The following is a 16,154-nucleotide window of genomic DNA, read 5'->3' as shown; positions in this document are numbered from 1 at the left end:
GCAATAATGAGAAGACCTGCAACTTGACCTTCTAACCTTTACGATAGCATGGGCACGGTTGCCATTACAATTTCCAAAAAGGGTTGGCCATCAGCAAGTTAGTTATTTGCACACCGCCAACGCAGCCTCCAAACGACTCCTATGTATCGAGTAAGGTTTACGTGCCCCTTCTTTACGCAATACGCCTTCAGATACCAGCTGATTGAGTATCGGCGTTACGGTTTCTCGTATGCTGCCTGTCATGGTTGCCAACTCATGATGGGTAAGCTCGATCTCTAGCGGGGCCCATTCCCCTGCAGCCTGCGAATCTGGTGAGAATTTGGCCGCCAGCTTCTGCAGCAAGAATAGCAGACGTTGTCGCACGCTCCCGTAAGCCATATACTCCAGCAGTTCTTCCATCTCTTTGAGCCTGCCAGTTACGAGTTCAATGTACTTGAATGCCAGATCCGGCTGTTCGCTGATCAACCTTCGGAATTGACGGCTCTCGATTTCACAAATGACGGAGTCTTCCATCGTGACGGCAAACATGGCAGCTTCCGTATGAAAGGATGTCATTTCCCCAAACAGATGCCCCGCGCCCAAAATATCTAGCGTCAGCTCCTTCCCTCCTGCCGTCAGCTTATAGAGCCGCACCTTTCCGGATTTTACGATGTACAGTACCTTCGGCTCCATATGAGGAGAGGCCACCACGGTTCCTTTGTTACAGATTTCAAGTGGCGTCACATGGTTCAATTGCAGCAGCTCTTCTTCGCTAAGTCCATGAAACAGATCCAGTCGTGACAGATATTTAATCATCTCCATGCCATGTTTCGCCCTTTCGCTATGTATCCTGGACTACATACTCCAATGTTTTGTAGCGTGTAAACTAATCCTCGACAGGATGAGCCGCCAGAGAAAACAAAGGAGTGAGAATCACATGGAACCACTTTGGGTAATTTTATTTCAATGTGTATTGATTGGTATGTTTGCACTTTCCGCGTCGTTCAAATTTCTCCGCACCCGCTCGATGGTGCAGCACTGGAGTGAATACAGATACCCCCTCTGGGGGATGTTCGTTGTTGCCGGTCTGGAGTCAGCGGGGATTGTCTTTATGATATCAGCATTCTGGATTCCAGAGAACAAGATCTACGCTGCTTTTCTATTTGCGGTTCTAATGGTGGGAGCCATTCATGCCCATCTCATTCGAGCCAGGCATAAACCCTTCATGGCCCTGAATGCTCTGCTCATGCTTGTATTGTCGGTTACCCTTCTTCTTCGGTAGTCGCTCCGAATTAGAAAGCAGCCGTATAAGACTTTCTGTAATCTGCACCATAAAAAGAGGCTACACATGCTGTCTGCAAACAGACGTGTGCAAGCCTCTTCCTCTTTTCCCTATATGGCGATTCATTCTTTTATTTCACCCATTTATGCAGCAGTGGCCCTTCCTCTCCAAAGACAGGATCCATATCCGGAACAGGCACGCTTCGGATTTCGTTGATCGCCTGCGCCCGATCCGTCGGGTTCCGCTCCCTCATATTCGGGGTATTCCCTTCGGGATAAGCACCAATCACTTCAAAATCAGGGGTGCTGGTGAGTTTCATATGTGCAGTGCCTGCCGGCAAGACAATCACATCGCCTGTGGCAAGCTCCAGCCGTTCTCCCGCATCACCGCCCACCAGGATGGTCGCGCTTCCGGACCGCACACCCAGGACTTCGTGCGTGTTGCTGTGATAATGATGGTAATCGTATACGCCGCCTGCCCAGCTCCCGCTCCAATGATGCCGGTTAAAGGCAGCCTCCAGGCCGCTCGGGTCATCCGCGAATACTCCATTGTACACAATGACCGGCAGATCGGGATTATTGGGAACCTCTCCATCGTCTTTCACGAAAAATGATCTGACATGTACCTCCACGGTCATCCGCTCCTTTCTACTCATTGATGCACTCGTAGTACCAGTACCCGGGGCGAGCCGTTTTCAAACCGAGTTGTTCAAAAATAGGCACGAGTCAAAGCGATTTTATCGTTCTTTTTTGTATCATGTCCGAGCCGCCCAACATTGCCTCCGCAATCATCAGAAAATCCTCTCGTTTGATCTCGAAATGCCCATAACGAAAGGCATACCCCCAATTTCGATTCCCTCGCGTAAAGCTAAGCTGGTCCAATAGGCAGGCTATTTTCACTTGCTGACCTGGAACATACCGGATATCCCAGCGGTAAGGGACGAATGATGCCGTCATTGGATACTCATAGACTTGATCATTCACAACCTGGCCGACTGCGGTGAATGCTTGAAGCGCCTCCCCAGACTTCATCTCGGTGCGCGGAGAATAATAGATCAGCCAATCTCCTTTGCGCATACGCCGCAGTGGAGCCGATTTACCGTGACATAGCTGGGCAAATCCCCCTTCCACCCCCAATTTCACATGCGATTCGGATACTACTCCAATCCAATAACGGGTTCGCTCTCCTAATCGTGTAACCACGTCCTGATATCCCATCATCCACGCTGCTGCTCTAAAGTCTGTTTCAATCGGTGCAGCTGCCGGAGATGATGCCGATAGTGCATTTCGATAAGCAAAAACCACTCTTGTGCATGCAATCCTCCAAACCTCGGATGGGGGACGGTATGCAGGAGTGCCTCTCCAAGCATCGGCTCGGTTTGTCTCATTCGTTGGATGACGGTATCCAGACCTTGCATCAACTGCTCTTTGGTTGCAGGCTGCTCCGGCGTATATTGAGGAGACGGCGGAACCTGAATACGGATCGGCGGGAAACTGCCCTGTTCGAATATCGCCATACCTTGTTCCGTTTTTCCCGCTGAAGAGACTGCTGCATCCTCAATCGGGTTTAAACATAACTCAATATTTCGCAGATGCATGGATAACGCGGATTGAATCAAGTGCTGATACATTTGCCCGATCGACCACTCGTCCTCTGCCTGTCTGTACTTTAATTCCTCCATGCTGAAGCCATCCAGTTCCTGCAGATAGACCTGCACCGTCTCTTCAAACCGCTGCAATGCTTCCGTTGTATTCATATCAACCACTCCCTTAAATCGTCTTTGTACCGAATATACAAAAACGCTACTGACAACGTCATGTCAGTAGCGTTTTAACATCTTTTCCGCTTCATCGCGGATCCGGTCACGGAAGGATTCCGGCTCAAGGACGACGACATTCGATCCCCAGCCGAGCACCCACTGCAGGATCTCCTCCAGCCGGCGAACGCGGAAGCTCACAAGCAATCCATCCTCGCATTCTTCTAATGTCTCCATGTAATAGTTGCCGGATTCCTTAACTCGATCCGCAATATCGGGATTTGCCAGAACCCGCACCCGCAGGTTACGGTCATCCGGAGGTCGATAGTCTTCCAAGTCAAAATTCGGCGGCATCTCAAAACGCTCCTCAAGGACCTTCAATTCCTTCATGCGGGATAGCCTAAAATGGCGGATTCCCTGCCGCAGGTCACACCATGCGATTAGTGTCCATGCGCCTTGGAGAAACGCTAGACCATAAGGAGCTGCCGAGCGAAAACTCTTCCTGTTGCCGTTAGAATCGGGCATTTTTTTCACATATTTGAATTCGACCTTACGCTCCTGCAGGATGGCTCGGCGAACGATTTCAACATAATCCTTCTCTTCCTCTAAACTTACCCTGTTGCCGGGTGAGAGCAGCCGCATGGTCTTCCGAACCCGCGAAGCATCTGCGCGGACAGGCTCCGGCAGAATGGACTCTATCTTCTTACTCGAAGTCCGAGCCTCCAGACCATATTCCGGGTCAAAGCGTTGTTCGACGAAATCCGTTCCAATGAGCAGGGTCACAGCCTCTTCCACCGTGAACATGACAGGTGGAAGAAAATACCCCTCCATTAATGAGTATCCTTGCCCGGGAGCTCCCATCACGGGTACGCCCGATTCGCTAAGGGCCTGAATATCCCGGTAGATGGTCCGGACACTCGTCTCGAATATGGATGCCAGATCTTCAGCCCGAACAACCTTTCGCTGCTGCAGCTCAAGCACGATAGCCAGCATCCGGTCTGTCTTGTTCATGCTGCTGTACCTCCCGTTCCATATTAATGCCGGTGCTCTATTATTCTGCAAACAGCGAAACCGAGCAAGAAGGACAGCTCACACCTCTCCCCAGTACACCTTCGTCTCATAATCAAAAAACACGCAGCCAGCCTGCTCATTCCGTTCAAATATCGTGCGCAGTTCGTTCATCATTGGATCGTAGTTTGGATGTCCCGGCAGCGGAGCGTAAGATGACGAGTGCAAGCGGCCGCACAATCCCTCATAATCAAACGTCTGTCGATTGAAGAACTTCGCCTCCCTCATGTCCCCTGCCCGAAAAAAAGCAGCCAGCGTTTCGCGCGAAATATTCTTCTGATCTACTTCCTGATAATCGGTGCCATAGGTAAGGAGCAGCTGCTCATACGCCTCCAGGAACGGCGTTCCCTGCGTGAGCCTGGAATTCCATATCAGGGCAACCTTTCCGCCCGGTCTGAGGATCCGCCGGAACTCCGATTGGGCGGCATCACGGTCAAACCAATGAAAGGCCTGGGCGCTCACGATATGATCCACTGATTGATCAGGCAGTCCAGTCACTTCGGCTGAACCCGAAACCATTCGAAAGCCGGGCTCGCCTTCAAGGTCCGACTCGGCAGCTTCCCGCATCGCCTGATTCGGCTCCACAGCGGTCACGCGACTTCCCCGCTTCAGCAGCAGCTTCGAGAAAATCCCCGTCCCGGCGCCAATATCGGCAATATCACCGTCCAATCCTACCGTATCATACAAATAATCCATGACCTCTTGCGGATAACTCGGGCGATACTTCGTATACGAATCGACGCGATTCGAAAACCGTTCCTTGCTGTTCATCCTAAACCACGCTCCCATCCAAGATATAAGCGAAATCCAGACAACGACGATTACGGTTTCATTAGATGAAACCTAATTTCATTTTCAACTCCATTTTATATCAACACTTGCTTATTAGCCAGCTTTTGTTACCTAACGCCTAACCAGATCGGCGAAACTCTCGTGCGAAACACTTGCAATACAGATAACCCCGCATTCGCCTGAGCAGGCAACCGGGGTTATCCGGGATTGTATCTAAGGCTCATACTCGATCAGTTTCCCTTCATAGATCAGTTGCAGGCGCTCGCTTTGGCGAAAATCGTCCGGCGTCACCAAGGCCGGCAGCTTATCCCATAGCCTGACTCCGGACCGCTGCAGAATCTCCGCCACGAATTGCGAACAGAAGTAGGAGTTGCTGAATTCGATCGGTTCCTTTAGGGCGATGCCCAGGACGCCCAATATATTATAAAAATACTTTTTGTCCTTTCGGATAAAAGCCTGCAGGACCCGCTTCATCTTCGCGATGTCGCGTTCCGATACCTGAAGCTCATAGATAACACACGTCGTGTTGGGATATTTACTGAACGTTCCCGTCTTCAAATCCTCCTTCACGAACCCGCCGTTCAGAGGATTGTTCGGATTCTTTCTCCCGAAGCTATATAACTCCGACAGCTCCCGATTAAAGGAGATCGAAGCATGGTTGTAAGGCGCCCTCGTGTAGCCCTGAATGACTTTCGTAAAGAGCGTTCCGGTATTGGTAAGCAATATAAAGACCGATTGATCCTCTACCATTTACGAAATTTCCCCTTATCCGTATTGAATTATTCCTTCATAATAACATATGATTCCTTTAGTAGAACAAGAATGATACCCGTGATAAGTTGGTGATGATAGGCATATGGACAGCTCGCTTTTAACCTTAATTCTAATATTCTCCGTCTTATCGGTCATCCAGCTGCTCTATTATGTGATGAGCAAGACGCAGCCGAATATCGACTATACGGAAGTCGGATTTCGCATCAAAACCTGGTGGGGCATGCTGGTCATCTTCTGCTTGGCCACGCTTCTGAATCCCGTGGTTTCCCTGCTATCCCTTATGGTGTTAACCTTCTTTACGCTCAAAGAATATTTCTCGATGATCAAAACACGAAAAGCCGATCGTCGTTTGTTTCTATGGGCATATTTAACCATACCGGTCCAATTCTATTGGATCTACATCGAATGGTACGGGATGTTTATCGTGTTTATTCCGATTTATGTATTCCTGGTGCTGCCGCTTCCGCGGTTGATTAACAAAGGCACCGTCGGCTTTATGCGCAGCGTCAGTTCCACCCAGTGGGGTCTGATGCTCATGGTTTTCGGTCTCAGCCACCTGGCCTATTTCCAATTTGCCACGCCTCAGTATGGAGCAGGGCTGGTGCTGTTTCTAGTCGTCTTAACGCAGCTGAACGATGTGGTGCACACGATCGCCTCCCTCTATTTTGGCAAACGAAGAATCGTGCCCACCTCGAACCCGAATCTGACTTGGGAAGGCTTTGCCTGCGCATTTATCGTAACCACCGCAAGCTCCTATCTCATCTATCCCTATCTGACGCCGCTCAGCCCGACGTTTGGCCTTCTGTCCGGCATGCTGATCAGCCTCGCCGGCTTCTTCGGCAGCTTGACGGTTTCTGTGCTGAAGCGCGATTTGTTAATCGGGGATGACGGACGGTTCGATGCCTTGAAGAAAAGCTATCTGAGCCGGGTCGACAGCCTGACCTATACCTCACCAATCTTTTTTCATTTCATCCGTTACTTTTACGACTTTATGTAGAAGTGCCAGACAACCCCTCAGGTACAGCACGGGGCGATGCAACCTTTAGAAGCCATAACCATGCGAGCTAGGCTCAACTTGGTTATGGCTTTCGTTCAAAATATAGGATTCCATTACTGCGAATGCCCTTGAGTCCTCACATCCACATGATGGGTAACCTGATTGCGCCCATTCAACTTGGATGCATAGAGCGCCTCATCCGCTTTATGCAGGAGCGTTACCTCATTGTCGTCCGGAGTGGCCGTGGTGATGCCGATACTGATCGTCATGCTGCCCGTTTTCCAGCTGAAATCCGCAATCGCTCGGCATTGACCCTCGCCCCCTTCACTTCCGTCTCCGGCAGGATCATCACGAACTCTTCTCCCCCATAACGAGCCACCGTCTCCCCTTCGCGGGCGTGGGCTTTCAGAATGCTCGCGACATCAAACAGAACCTCATCTCCATACGCATGTCCCCAAGTATCGTTCACGCGCTTGAAATGATCAATATCGATGAGGAACAGCGAGAACGGGATCCGGGTTTGGCTATACTCTTTCAGCTGCTCTTCCAGCTTCTCCTGAAAGAACCGCCGGTTCTTCAGTCCGGTCAGCTTGTCGGTATTCGACAGCTCCAACAGGACAGCATTGATCTCCATCAGCTCCGTCTGCTTCCGTTCAATCTCGGCATGGATATGCTGCAGCTCGGCCAGGGCTTGATCCTTCTCCCAATAGGCTTTCTCGATCTGTTTGTTGGCCAATCGAAGCTCCGTTTCATAATCGATGCGCTTGCCCACCTGCACCAATACACAATCCAGCCATTCCCGGCCTTCACGCTCGGTTTTTCGCCCATTCAATATAAACGGCATCGATTCCCCCCGGCTGTTCTTCAACCGGATAAACAGCTCTTCTACATGCCCGTCCAGATTGAGTTGAGGGTAGAAGTGCGAGTGGAATATAAGCTTGTTTGCTTTCGACATCATGACTTCAAAATGCTTCATCGCCACATCCTCCAGCCGATATCCCATCATCTCGAGGAAGGTCTGGTTCACATCCGCTACAATGCCCTCATGGGTGATGGAGAGATAACCGCATGGGGCATAGTTCAATCGTTCATCCATTGCTTATCGTTCGATCCTTTCCGTACAGGCCGTTAGCATGTAGAGGTCACTTCAGAGTTTAGATAGTCTTGTATTAACCGAATCGTTTCCTCCGGATGGCTGATATGCGGATAGTGCCCTTTCGCCTCCATCAAGCGGAATGTACTGTTTCCCAGATGCTTGTGCAAATATTCGCCTGCCGCAATGGGCACGATGCTGTCATCGGAGCATTGCATGATGAGTGAAGGAACCGTGGCTTGAGGCAGCTCCCGGCGACAGTCCGAGAAAAAGGTAACCTCAGCGAACTCCCTCGTAATGGCCGGATCCGCCGAAATAAAGCTGTGCTCCAGTTCCTGGGTTAGCTTCGGCATCTCCGGGTTTTTCATCGCAATCGGCGCCAGGAAGCTCGCCCATCCCGCGAAATTCATCTCCATCATATCCAGAAGCTCCGTCACATCACTCTTATCAAACCCTCCAACGTATCCGTCATCGTTCAAATATCGCGGAGAGGGGCCAATCATGGTTACCTTAGCAAAATACTCCGGACGTTCGATGGACGCCAGCATCCCGATCATGGAACTGACCGAATGGCCAATAAAAATCACGTCCCGGAGCTCCAGCGCCTCCATAATGTCCAGCACATCCTGCATATAGCCGCGCAGGGTGCCGTACCTCTCCGATGTATACGCTGACAAATCGGAACGGCCCGAGCCCACGTAATCAAACAATACGATGCGATAATTCGGCTCGAAGGCAGGCAGGATATACCTCCACATGCTCTGGTCGCAGCCGAACCCATGCGCCAGCATGAGCGTGCGCTCCCCTGCTCCCAGCACCTTCACATTATTTCGTGCAACAACCTCATTCATGTCATGGACCCCTCTATCATCTTCCTTGTTTCTCTCCATTCTAAGGGACCCGATATAAATATCAAGTCATTCTTGCGGAATGGTTGTCGATCGAAGTTGAGATTCATCCCCTGCCAAGTCGCTTTAGCCGCCTAAAATATAGAAAGTCGAACCAAAACAGAGACTGCTCTCGAAAAGCATCTATGTATTCGTTTTCTTGCTCCATAGAGCGGTTTTACATTTATGAGCCAGTTACGATAGTTTATTACATAGAGTGTTATATGGGTTTATATGGAATGAAAGGTTTTAATTGGATGATGTTATCCCTTAATACCTGGATTTTCCCCCTTGACATTGATGGCTATAGAAGCGCATACCTTTCCGAGTCCAATAGAGTAGGCGCACCATACTGGTCTTCATTACAAAGAGAGACAGAGAAGAGAGGAGTGAGGAGTTTGCAGTACTTTTTTTATGGATTAGCCGGCGTATTTCTCGTGTTTCAAACCCTGTATACCTTCATCCCGCTGCTGTGCAGCAAGGTGAAGAAGCTAAATCCCGATCTCGCCGAAAAATCAATCTCTGTGCTCGTCCCCGCTTACAACGAGGAGCTGACGATTCGAAATTGCATCGATGCCATGGCGGGCTTGCGCTACAGCAACTATGAGATCATGATCATCAACGACGGCTCCAAGGACGGAACCTTATCCGCCCTAGACGAGCTTCTGGATTTGGAGCCGAGTACCAGATCGGCCGACAGCAAGCTGAACTACAAGCCGATAAAAGGATTCTATCGCTCCAATCGATACCGCCATATTTATGTTATCGATAAGGTGAATGGCGGAAAAGCGGATTCGCTAAATGCTGGAATCGATCATGCCGCCTCTGAGATCGTCATCACACTGGATGCGGACAGCATGCTGGAAGCCGACTCGCTCAAGTATGTGAATCAATATTTTCACGATAACGACATCATTGCGCTGGGCGGTACCGTCAAAATTGTACAGGGCGCCGTGCGGGACAAGAACGGGGCCATCGTTGAGAAGTTTCGCGGAAGAGGGCTCATCAAGAGCCAGATCATCAATTATACGCACGGCTTCTACGTTCGCAAACTCACGCAATCGTATTTTAATTCCATCGTTGTGATTTCAGGCGCGTTTGGCGCTTTCTATAAAGACGTTCTCATTCATGTTGACGGCTTCCGCAGCACGGTCGGGGAGGATATCGACATTACGCTGAAAATCCACGAGTACATTAAGGCCAATAGCCTGAAGAAAAAACTCGTCTACGCCCCCGAAGCGGTGTGCTACACCGAATGTCCGGAGAATCTACCCAACTTCTATAAGCAGCGCATTCGTTGGCAAAAGGCCTTTATTGACTGCATCCTCATCTATTGGTCCAGGCTGTCCCGGAAATTCAGCGTCAGCGTGAGCCTGTTCTTTGCGATTGACGGATTTATGCTGGGGACACTCTCCGCGTTTACTACTATTTTTTATCTGGGGCAGACCCTGATCGTTGGCGGAAACCTCCTGCATGCCATCATCTTCCTGCTGATGAGCGTGCTGCTGAATGCGGCACAGATCATGATCGCCCTGTACTTATGCCGTAAATATGGCAGTACGTATACATTTTCCGATTATATGAAGATGTTCTTGTTCAGCCAAGCGGAGCTGTTAACCTACCGAAATTTGCTGCTGTACATTAACATTGCGGGGACATTCAAATATTTTGACAATGATGAAGGCTGGGGCTTCGTGGAGCGCAAAGGCGTGGCCGCCATCAGCCAGAACATCGCCGCAGGATCGAATTAACTTATGGTGAAGGAGGCTGCCTGAAACAGCATGGTTCCCAATAAAAGAATTATCTATGTCGATATCCTACGAATTCTATCCATTGTTGCCGTCATTATCCTGCACTACACGGCGGAGGTGCTGACCAGCACGAATGATTTCCATTCCTCCTCCTGGTGGATCAGCAACGGCTTCAACTCCATATCCCGCTTCGCTGTACCGGTTTTCTTCATGATCAGCGGAGCGATGATCCTGCGCACGAAGATTACATCCTACCGGGAGTTTTATACAAAGCGCGTCGTACCGCTGCTCATTCCCCTTCTGACCTGGTCGCTCATCTATGGCTTGTACAATCAATACTATCTGATGCGAAGCAAGCTGAATGCCTATGAGTTCGTTGTTGACTTCGGGTATCGGCTGCTGACCGACCGGAATTATGTGCATCTGTGGTTCCTGTACGCCATTATTGCCATATACATGACGGTGCCGCTGATGAGCAAATTTATCAAATCCTGCAGCGAGAAGGATCTCCGGTATTATCTGCTCCTCTGGTTCATCGTCAGTATCGCCTATCGCTTCATCTCGGATGCCGTATTTCGTGCAACGGATCAATACATCAACATCCCGATCATGAACATCCCGTTCTTTATGGGCTTCCTCGGCTATTTTATACTGGGGTACTATCTCTTTCATTTCGAGCTGCCGCTCAAAGCCAAAAACATCCTATACAATCTGGGCATCATCTCGTTTTTTATCACGCCGGTAGCCACCTATTTTGTCTCGCTGCGCAGCGGTGTTCTGGATGAAATGTTCTACGGCAACTATTCGATCACCACGTTCTTCATGGCTGTCGGACTGTTTATCTTCTTTAAGGAAAAGGAGGCCCGAATCAGCGATCAAGTGAACCATAAAATCCAGAAATTGATCAGCTCGGTCTCCCGGGCGAGCTTCAGCATCTATCTGATTCACCTGCTGGTCGAGATGATGTTATCCGGCCGAACCGAGGTTGAGGCCACGTTTTTGGAAGCCTCCCTCAGTGTGATCGTGAATATCTCCATCATCTTCGCCATCAGCTACATCACCGTCAAGGTGCTGAACCTAAGCAAGACGGCAACCTACATTCTATTCGGCGGGCGGGGTTAAAGGACGATGCGAATAACGATATATACGAAAATATTCATTGTGGTGCTGCTTGCGGGCATGGGTCTCTATTTCTATCAGATCTCCGCGGCAGAGGACCGGAAAATCACGGCAGTCTACGTGGAGGCCTGGCAAGATTACCGAAACATCAAGCTATCGGAGAAAGGCGTGGATATCGCGTTTATCGCTTTTGCGAAGATCAATGGAACGGATCTCTACTTCCATGAAGACAGCACGACCAACAACCAGATCAAAGAAAACATCAAGCAGTTGAAAGCGGCGAATCCGAAGACCCAAATGGTGCTGGCCGTAGGTGGCTATGGTGCGGATGGATTTTCCGACGCTTCGCTGGAAGGCAACCGGTACCTTTTCACCGAGAGCATCATCAACCTGGTCAAGGAGCTGGATCTGGACGGCGTGGATATCGACTGGGAGTATCCGGCGTTCCATGCCTGGAATACGCAGAAAGCGCGCCCGGAGGATACGAAGAATTTCACCAGTCTGATGAAGGAGCTGCGCGAGAAGCTGTACAGGCTGCCTCACAAGAACAAGAAATATCTGCTGACGTTTGCCTCCGGAACCCAGGACTGGTATTTCCAAAACGTCGAGGTCAAAAAAGTGGAGAAATACGTGGATTACATCAACGTCATGACCTACGACCTGACAGGCAAGTGGTCCGACACCACTGGCTTTAACTCCAATCTGTATGTGGACAGCCAGGGGAAATCCAAGCACTCCATTGATGGCATTATCTCGATGTACCTGGACCATGATATCGACAGTCAGAAGCTGCTGCTTGGCGTCCCTGCTTATTCGTACGGCTGGAAAAACGTGAAAGTGGCCAAGGGTGCCAAAGACGGACTCTTCGCTCCCGGTACGCCCATCGACATCGACAAGGTGAACCTCAATTATAAGCAGATCGAGAAAGCCTACCTGAACAAAAACGGCTTCATACGTTATTACGACAACAAAGCGAAGGCCGCCTACCTCTATGACGGCAACACCTTCATCAGTTACGAGGATCAAGAAGCCTTAAAGGAGAAGGTGGCGTACATCCAGAGTAAGAATCTCGGAGGGGCGATGGTCTGGCAGTACTCCCAGGACGCGGAGGATGGCATCGTGAAGTATCTGACGGAGCATTTGAATGAGAGACAGCAAGACGACAAGCGGTAACATTCAATACCTTTTCCAAGCTATCCTTGACAGCATCTTTACTGGGGTATATGCCCGGCGTCACCACGCCCCTACCACAAAAAAGCCGATGATCATCGCAGTCGAATGCAGATCATCGGCTTTTTTAATCTGTCAGACTCTCGTGAGTGCCTAGTGCGGCCGTTTAAAGAGCTTGCCTGCTAACCATTTTATCGTCTCTTTAGGATTCCCAAATACTCGATCCAAGGCCCCACGTCATTCCGGTAACGCTCAGCCAACACCCGAACGATTTGAGACGTGTGCGTTAAATCGTGCACCACCCACGTCGACAGCAGCTCTCTCAACTTCACCACACCGAATGCCGGGTGCAGGCCGGTCCGTTCGAGATTAGGCTCGGATTCCATTAGATCCTTTAGTTTAGCCAGGTTTTGAGCACGGATAACCTTAAATGCATGCAGCTTTTGATCGATAGATCCCCCGCCAGGTTCGTTTAAGTGAGCGTAACGGTCAAAGGGCGGAAACGGCTTGCCCTCGCCTTCCTGCAGCATAAACTCCAGCCGCGGTATCCAATTGGTCCGCTCACCTTCGATTAGGTGCTCAATCACTTCCATGGCATTCCAGGTGCCTTCCCCTTCATGGCTCCTAAGCCATCCATCCGATAAACCGGATAACATGTGCTCCAAGGTGACGGGGGTTCGCTCCAGAATCTCAACGGCTTCCTTGATATCAAAATTCATAACCCTCAGCTCCCATCCGTTCCGTATTCACCATGCCACTTCCTATAGAAACCGGAATCGTCTCGATTTAATAACGCAATCGACTTATTCTTAGTTCACATGAATTCGTATCCTATTTTTACATTGATCACTTTTCACCTGTGATTCTAACAGGCTCTATGTGACTGTATCGATTAAAGTAAAGAACTTTGTCCTTTTTGATCCATCTAATCACGATATGGCAGAAGATAAAGAACCATAACAGACCTGTAAGGAAAACCACCCCAATTGCAAAAAGGTTGGCTAGAAGATCTTCACCCATATGATTAGAAAATATCTCCGATAAGGCTGAACACAATAAAGGCAAATAGACAATGGCGTAACGTCGACTCAAACTTCCTATCCAATTCCCCTTTTCCGGAAGTAATCTCATGCGAACGATCTTAGAACCCACCGTATTTCCTTTCCAAATCACAGGGATAACGACCATCAACACAAAGAAAACAATGGCAAAGATGATCTCGTCAACAAGTAATCCTGGACTCTTCAGCAACCCGAATATAAAGCCGGTTATCACTCTGGCAATCATAATATTTAGAAGAACCTCCATGAGCTGGGCACCAAAGGTTGCTTTTCTCTGATTGTGAAAGAAGTGGCTTTGCTCACTAAGGGTTTCCCGCGATGGTATTAACACCAAAAACATGGGGGCGAGTATAAAGCCAAGTACAGTCCCAACCGTATTCGTTAACAAATCATCTACATCAAATATACGATAGGGGCATTCATAAAAGCCAAACAAAGCGGTTCGTTGGGTTATTTCAAAGAAAAACGAAACACCAAAGCCAATAAGAGCAGCATGAAACCATTTCGCTTTCCCCCTAAAAAAATATCTCAGAAAAACACCTAATGGAAACAAAAGCAAAACATTAAAAAACATTTGATAAAAGGCCCGCGTTGTTAACACATGGATATAACTCGAAGGGGCCGTCCAATGAAATCCGCTTTCGCGTTGAATATCCCGTATAAATTGAAAAGGATGATATTGAGTAAAAATCGTGCCGGGATCCATTGAAGCACAATTATTCCGGGCGCTGGGGAGTGGAAAAATCACTAAGAAGAAAGCACTTAATCCATAGAAGATAAAACTTAAGATAAGTAATGTTCTCCAAAAGCTAAAGTACCCATGTTTACGATACTGATAAACAGCCCAAGGGAGCGTCAGAAAGGAAGCTAGTACAAAACAAATGGATAAAGCAATGAAAACAGGCATTACATAGGCTTGCATTTCATTCTCCCTTTCTAGAAGCAGCTACTCTTTAGTGTTTATATAAGTGTTTCCAAAAGATTGATCAGGCAATACTTTATGATCCAGTTCATCAAAGGGCACATAGACGTAAATGATCTGTGAATAAAAATCGATATTGACTTGGTGTTAACACCAAGTTGTACGATAATAGGGCAAACCAAGCGCTGCTGCAGAAAGAGGTGCCAACATGGGAGACACATTTTCCATCAAACAAGTATCTAAACGAACCGGTTTGACTGAGGATGCCATTCGCTATTACGAGAAGATCGGTCTCCTTCCTCCTCCCGCAAGGAAAGATAATGGCCATCGTGTATATCACATAGAGGATGCCGAAATGATGGAACTCATCACATGCCTAAAGAAGACAGGAATGTCACTGGAGGATATGAAAGCCTATGTGCATCTTCCCTTTAAGGAAAATATTCAATCCGTTCCGGAGCTGAACGCTATGCTCCAGAATTACCGTCAGAAAATTACCGATCAAATTTCGGACCTGCAGCGCATTCTGCGGTTCATCGATGACAAGTTGATCCATAATCAGTCCCTGTTAAAACCCGATAGGGCGACCAGTGAAGAATCTTAAGTATAGGAGAATGACACATGACACATAAAAGAAATAATCGAGTCGCCTTGATCTCGGGCGCAAGCTCCGGCATTGGCTTGGAGCTAACCAAGCGATTGTTATCCGAAGGCTGGCAAGTCCTAGCTTTGATCCGTTCTGCCTTTCCAACGGACGATGCACGGATTCAAGATGCACTGCGATTGAGCCAGCTCATAACGTACAAGGCTGATTTATCGGATTTCAAGGATCTCCAAGCCTCGCTGGATCAGATCAAGAAACACGAGGGTCATATTGACTTGCTGTTCAATAACGCAGGAGTCTCCTTCGGCGAATTATCCTACTCCCAACAAGGGCGCGAGATGCATTTTGAAGTAAACTCTATCGTCCCTTATATCATCTTGATGGAGCTGAAGGAGCTTCTTGGGAAGGGCAGCTTCAAGACGGTAATCAATACGTCTTCGAATGCGTTGTTGTATCTCAAAGAGTTCGATCACCGTACCTTGGCGTCCCCTGTCGGGTTCAAGAAGCTGATTGGGCCTTATGCGGCGAGTAAATTAGCCTTATCGTTGTGGACTCAGGAGATCGCCCCTTCCATGCAGGCAGATGGCATTACGATCCGAAGCGTCTGTCCGGGAGGGAATAAAACAACTATGACCAAAAACGCCGGGATGCCAAAATTCATGATCCCGATCCGTAACCTGTTCTTCTCCCATCCCAGTGAAGGAGCTTCACGTCTGTATGAAGCAGCGCTAGGCCGTTCCCAACAATCGACGGGCGTCTTTCTCAACAAGGGCAAGATAACGCCTTTGAAATTCTCAAGCCAAGGTGCAGCGCTGCTTAGCACGATCGAGCTAATCTATAAGCAGGAGTTTGCAGCCAAATCTTAGAACCTATGCAGCGGAGAATTCGTGATATTTTCA

19 protein-coding genes are annotated in these 16,154 nt (G+C 48.9%); 7 read left to right on the top strand and 12 right to left on the bottom strand.

The genetic code is table 11. The features are described 5' to 3' along the window. Nucleotides 1-102: 102 nt before the first annotated feature. Nucleotides 103-801 carry a Crp/Fnr family transcriptional regulator gene (locus tag M4D81_RS04235; RefSeq protein WP_260064611.1) on the bottom strand — a complete coding sequence of 233 codons (699 nt, stop codon included), beginning with the start codon at nucleotides 799-801 and terminating at the stop codon, nucleotides 103-105. 115 nt (nucleotides 802-916) lie between these two features. Here M4D81_RS04235 and M4D81_RS04230 point away from each other — a divergent pair, with 115 nt between their 5' ends. Further along, nucleotides 917-1,261 carry a DoxX family protein gene (locus M4D81_RS04230; RefSeq protein WP_260064610.1) on the top strand — a complete coding sequence of 115 codons (345 nt, stop codon included), beginning with the start codon at nucleotides 917-919 and terminating at the stop codon, nucleotides 1,259-1,261. 130 nt (nucleotides 1,262-1,391) lie between these two features. Here M4D81_RS04230 and M4D81_RS04225 read toward each other — a convergent pair whose 3' ends face one another. From M4D81_RS04225 to M4D81_RS04200, 6 genes are all read right to left on the bottom strand, one after another. Next, the gene (locus M4D81_RS04225; RefSeq protein WP_260064609.1) at nucleotides 1,392-1,892 is read right to left on the bottom strand and encodes a cupin domain-containing protein; all 501 of its coding nucleotides are present in this window, start codon (nucleotides 1,890-1,892) and stop codon (nucleotides 1,392-1,394) included. Nucleotides 1,893-1,986: 94 nt separating this feature from the next. Continuing rightward, on the bottom strand, nucleotides 1,987-2,463 hold the full coding sequence (locus M4D81_RS04220) for an EVE domain-containing protein (RefSeq protein ID WP_260064608.1): 477 nt from the start codon (nucleotides 2,461-2,463) through the stop codon (nucleotides 1,987-1,989). Between the two features lie 14 nt (nucleotides 2,464-2,477). Continuing rightward, complete coding sequence (locus tag M4D81_RS04215) at nucleotides 2,478-3,017, bottom strand: DinB family protein (RefSeq protein ID WP_071220578.1); 540 nt, start codon at nucleotides 3,015-3,017, stop codon at nucleotides 2,478-2,480. 63 nt (nucleotides 3,018-3,080) lie between these two features. Beyond that, nucleotides 3,081-4,028, bottom strand: coding sequence for a helix-turn-helix transcriptional regulator (locus M4D81_RS04210; RefSeq protein WP_260064607.1), 948 nt, complete (start codon nucleotides 4,026-4,028; stop codon nucleotides 3,081-3,083). A gap of 78 nt (nucleotides 4,029-4,106) precedes the next feature. Next, on the bottom strand, nucleotides 4,107-4,856 hold the full coding sequence (locus M4D81_RS04205; RefSeq protein WP_260064606.1) for a class I SAM-dependent methyltransferase: 750 nt from the start codon (nucleotides 4,854-4,856) through the stop codon (nucleotides 4,107-4,109). Between the two features lie 234 nt (nucleotides 4,857-5,090). Continuing rightward, a complete protein-coding gene (locus M4D81_RS04200) occupies nucleotides 5,091-5,627 on the bottom strand; it encodes a hypothetical protein (protein ID WP_260064604.1) in 537 nt (178 codons plus the stop codon). 106 nt (nucleotides 5,628-5,733) lie between these two features. Between M4D81_RS04200 and M4D81_RS04195 the strand changes: the two genes are divergently transcribed. Further along, on the top strand, nucleotides 5,734-6,648 hold the full coding sequence (locus M4D81_RS04195) for a phosphatidate cytidylyltransferase (RefSeq protein ID WP_071220583.1): 915 nt from the start codon (nucleotides 5,734-5,736) through the stop codon (nucleotides 6,646-6,648). A 113-nt stretch (nucleotides 6,649-6,761) separates the two neighbouring features. On the opposite strand, the gene M4D81_RS34670 is transcribed toward M4D81_RS04195, so the two are convergent. The 3 genes from M4D81_RS34670 to M4D81_RS04185 are packed head-to-tail and all read right to left on the bottom strand — an operon-like array spanning nucleotide 6,762 to nucleotide 8,592. Beyond that, a complete protein-coding gene (locus tag M4D81_RS34670) occupies nucleotides 6,762-6,917 on the bottom strand; it encodes a diguanylate cyclase domain-containing protein (protein ID WP_311200606.1) in 156 nt (51 codons plus the stop codon). Continuing rightward, entirely contained in the window at nucleotides 6,914-7,744 is an 831-nt protein-coding gene (locus M4D81_RS04190; RefSeq protein WP_311200605.1) for a sensor domain-containing diguanylate cyclase, read from the bottom strand. Before M4D81_RS04190 ends, M4D81_RS34670 begins: the two co-directional genes overlap by 4 nt. A 32-nt stretch (nucleotides 7,745-7,776) precedes the next feature. After that, on the bottom strand, nucleotides 7,777-8,592 hold the full coding sequence (locus M4D81_RS04185; RefSeq protein ID WP_260064602.1) for an alpha/beta fold hydrolase: 816 nt from the start codon (nucleotides 8,590-8,592) through the stop codon (nucleotides 7,777-7,779). 434 nt (nucleotides 8,593-9,026) lie between these two features. Here M4D81_RS04185 and M4D81_RS04180 point away from each other — a divergent pair, with 434 nt between their 5' ends. The 3 genes from M4D81_RS04180 to M4D81_RS04170 are packed head-to-tail and all read left to right on the top strand — an operon-like array spanning nucleotide 9,027 to nucleotide 12,671. Continuing rightward, complete coding sequence (locus M4D81_RS04180) at nucleotides 9,027-10,379, top strand: glycosyltransferase family 2 protein (RefSeq protein WP_260064601.1); 1,353 nt, start codon at nucleotides 9,027-9,029, stop codon at nucleotides 10,377-10,379. A gap of 30 nt (nucleotides 10,380-10,409) precedes the next feature. Further along, nucleotides 10,410-11,501 (top strand): acyltransferase, encoded by a 1,092-nt coding sequence (locus tag M4D81_RS04175; protein ID WP_260064600.1) that lies wholly within the window; start codon nucleotides 10,410-10,412, stop codon nucleotides 11,499-11,501. A 6-nt stretch (nucleotides 11,502-11,507) separates the two neighbouring features. After that, nucleotides 11,508-12,671 (top strand): glycoside hydrolase family 18 protein, encoded by a 1,164-nt coding sequence (locus M4D81_RS04170; RefSeq protein WP_260064599.1) that lies wholly within the window; start codon nucleotides 11,508-11,510, stop codon nucleotides 12,669-12,671. Nucleotides 12,672-12,859: 188 nt separating this feature from the next. Here M4D81_RS04170 and M4D81_RS04165 read toward each other — a convergent pair whose 3' ends face one another. Further along, on the bottom strand, nucleotides 12,860-13,387 hold the full coding sequence (locus M4D81_RS04165; RefSeq protein ID WP_071220591.1) for a DinB family protein: 528 nt from the start codon (nucleotides 13,385-13,387) through the stop codon (nucleotides 12,860-12,862). Between the two features lie 127 nt (nucleotides 13,388-13,514). Beyond that, nucleotides 13,515-14,651, bottom strand: a complete 1,137-nt coding sequence (locus tag M4D81_RS04160) for a VanZ family protein (protein WP_260064597.1) — start codon at nucleotides 14,649-14,651, stop codon at nucleotides 13,515-13,517. Between the two features lie 208 nt (nucleotides 14,652-14,859). On the opposite strand from M4D81_RS04160, the gene M4D81_RS04155 reads away from it, so the two are divergent. Further along, nucleotides 14,860-15,255 (top strand): MerR family transcriptional regulator, encoded by a 396-nt coding sequence (locus tag M4D81_RS04155; RefSeq protein ID WP_260064596.1) that lies wholly within the window; start codon nucleotides 14,860-14,862, stop codon nucleotides 15,253-15,255. Between the two features lie 17 nt (nucleotides 15,256-15,272). Further along, a complete protein-coding gene (locus tag M4D81_RS04150; protein WP_260064595.1) occupies nucleotides 15,273-16,121 on the top strand; it encodes an SDR family NAD(P)-dependent oxidoreductase in 849 nt (282 codons plus the stop codon). The last annotated feature ends 33 nt before the right edge of the window (nucleotides 16,122-16,154 follow it).

Source organism: Paenibacillus sp. p3-SID867, from assembly GCF_025142895.1.
GTDB lineage: Bacteria > Bacillota > Bacilli > Paenibacillales > Paenibacillaceae > Paenibacillus_AQ.
This window is presented reverse-complemented; position numbering and strand designations above follow the sequence as displayed.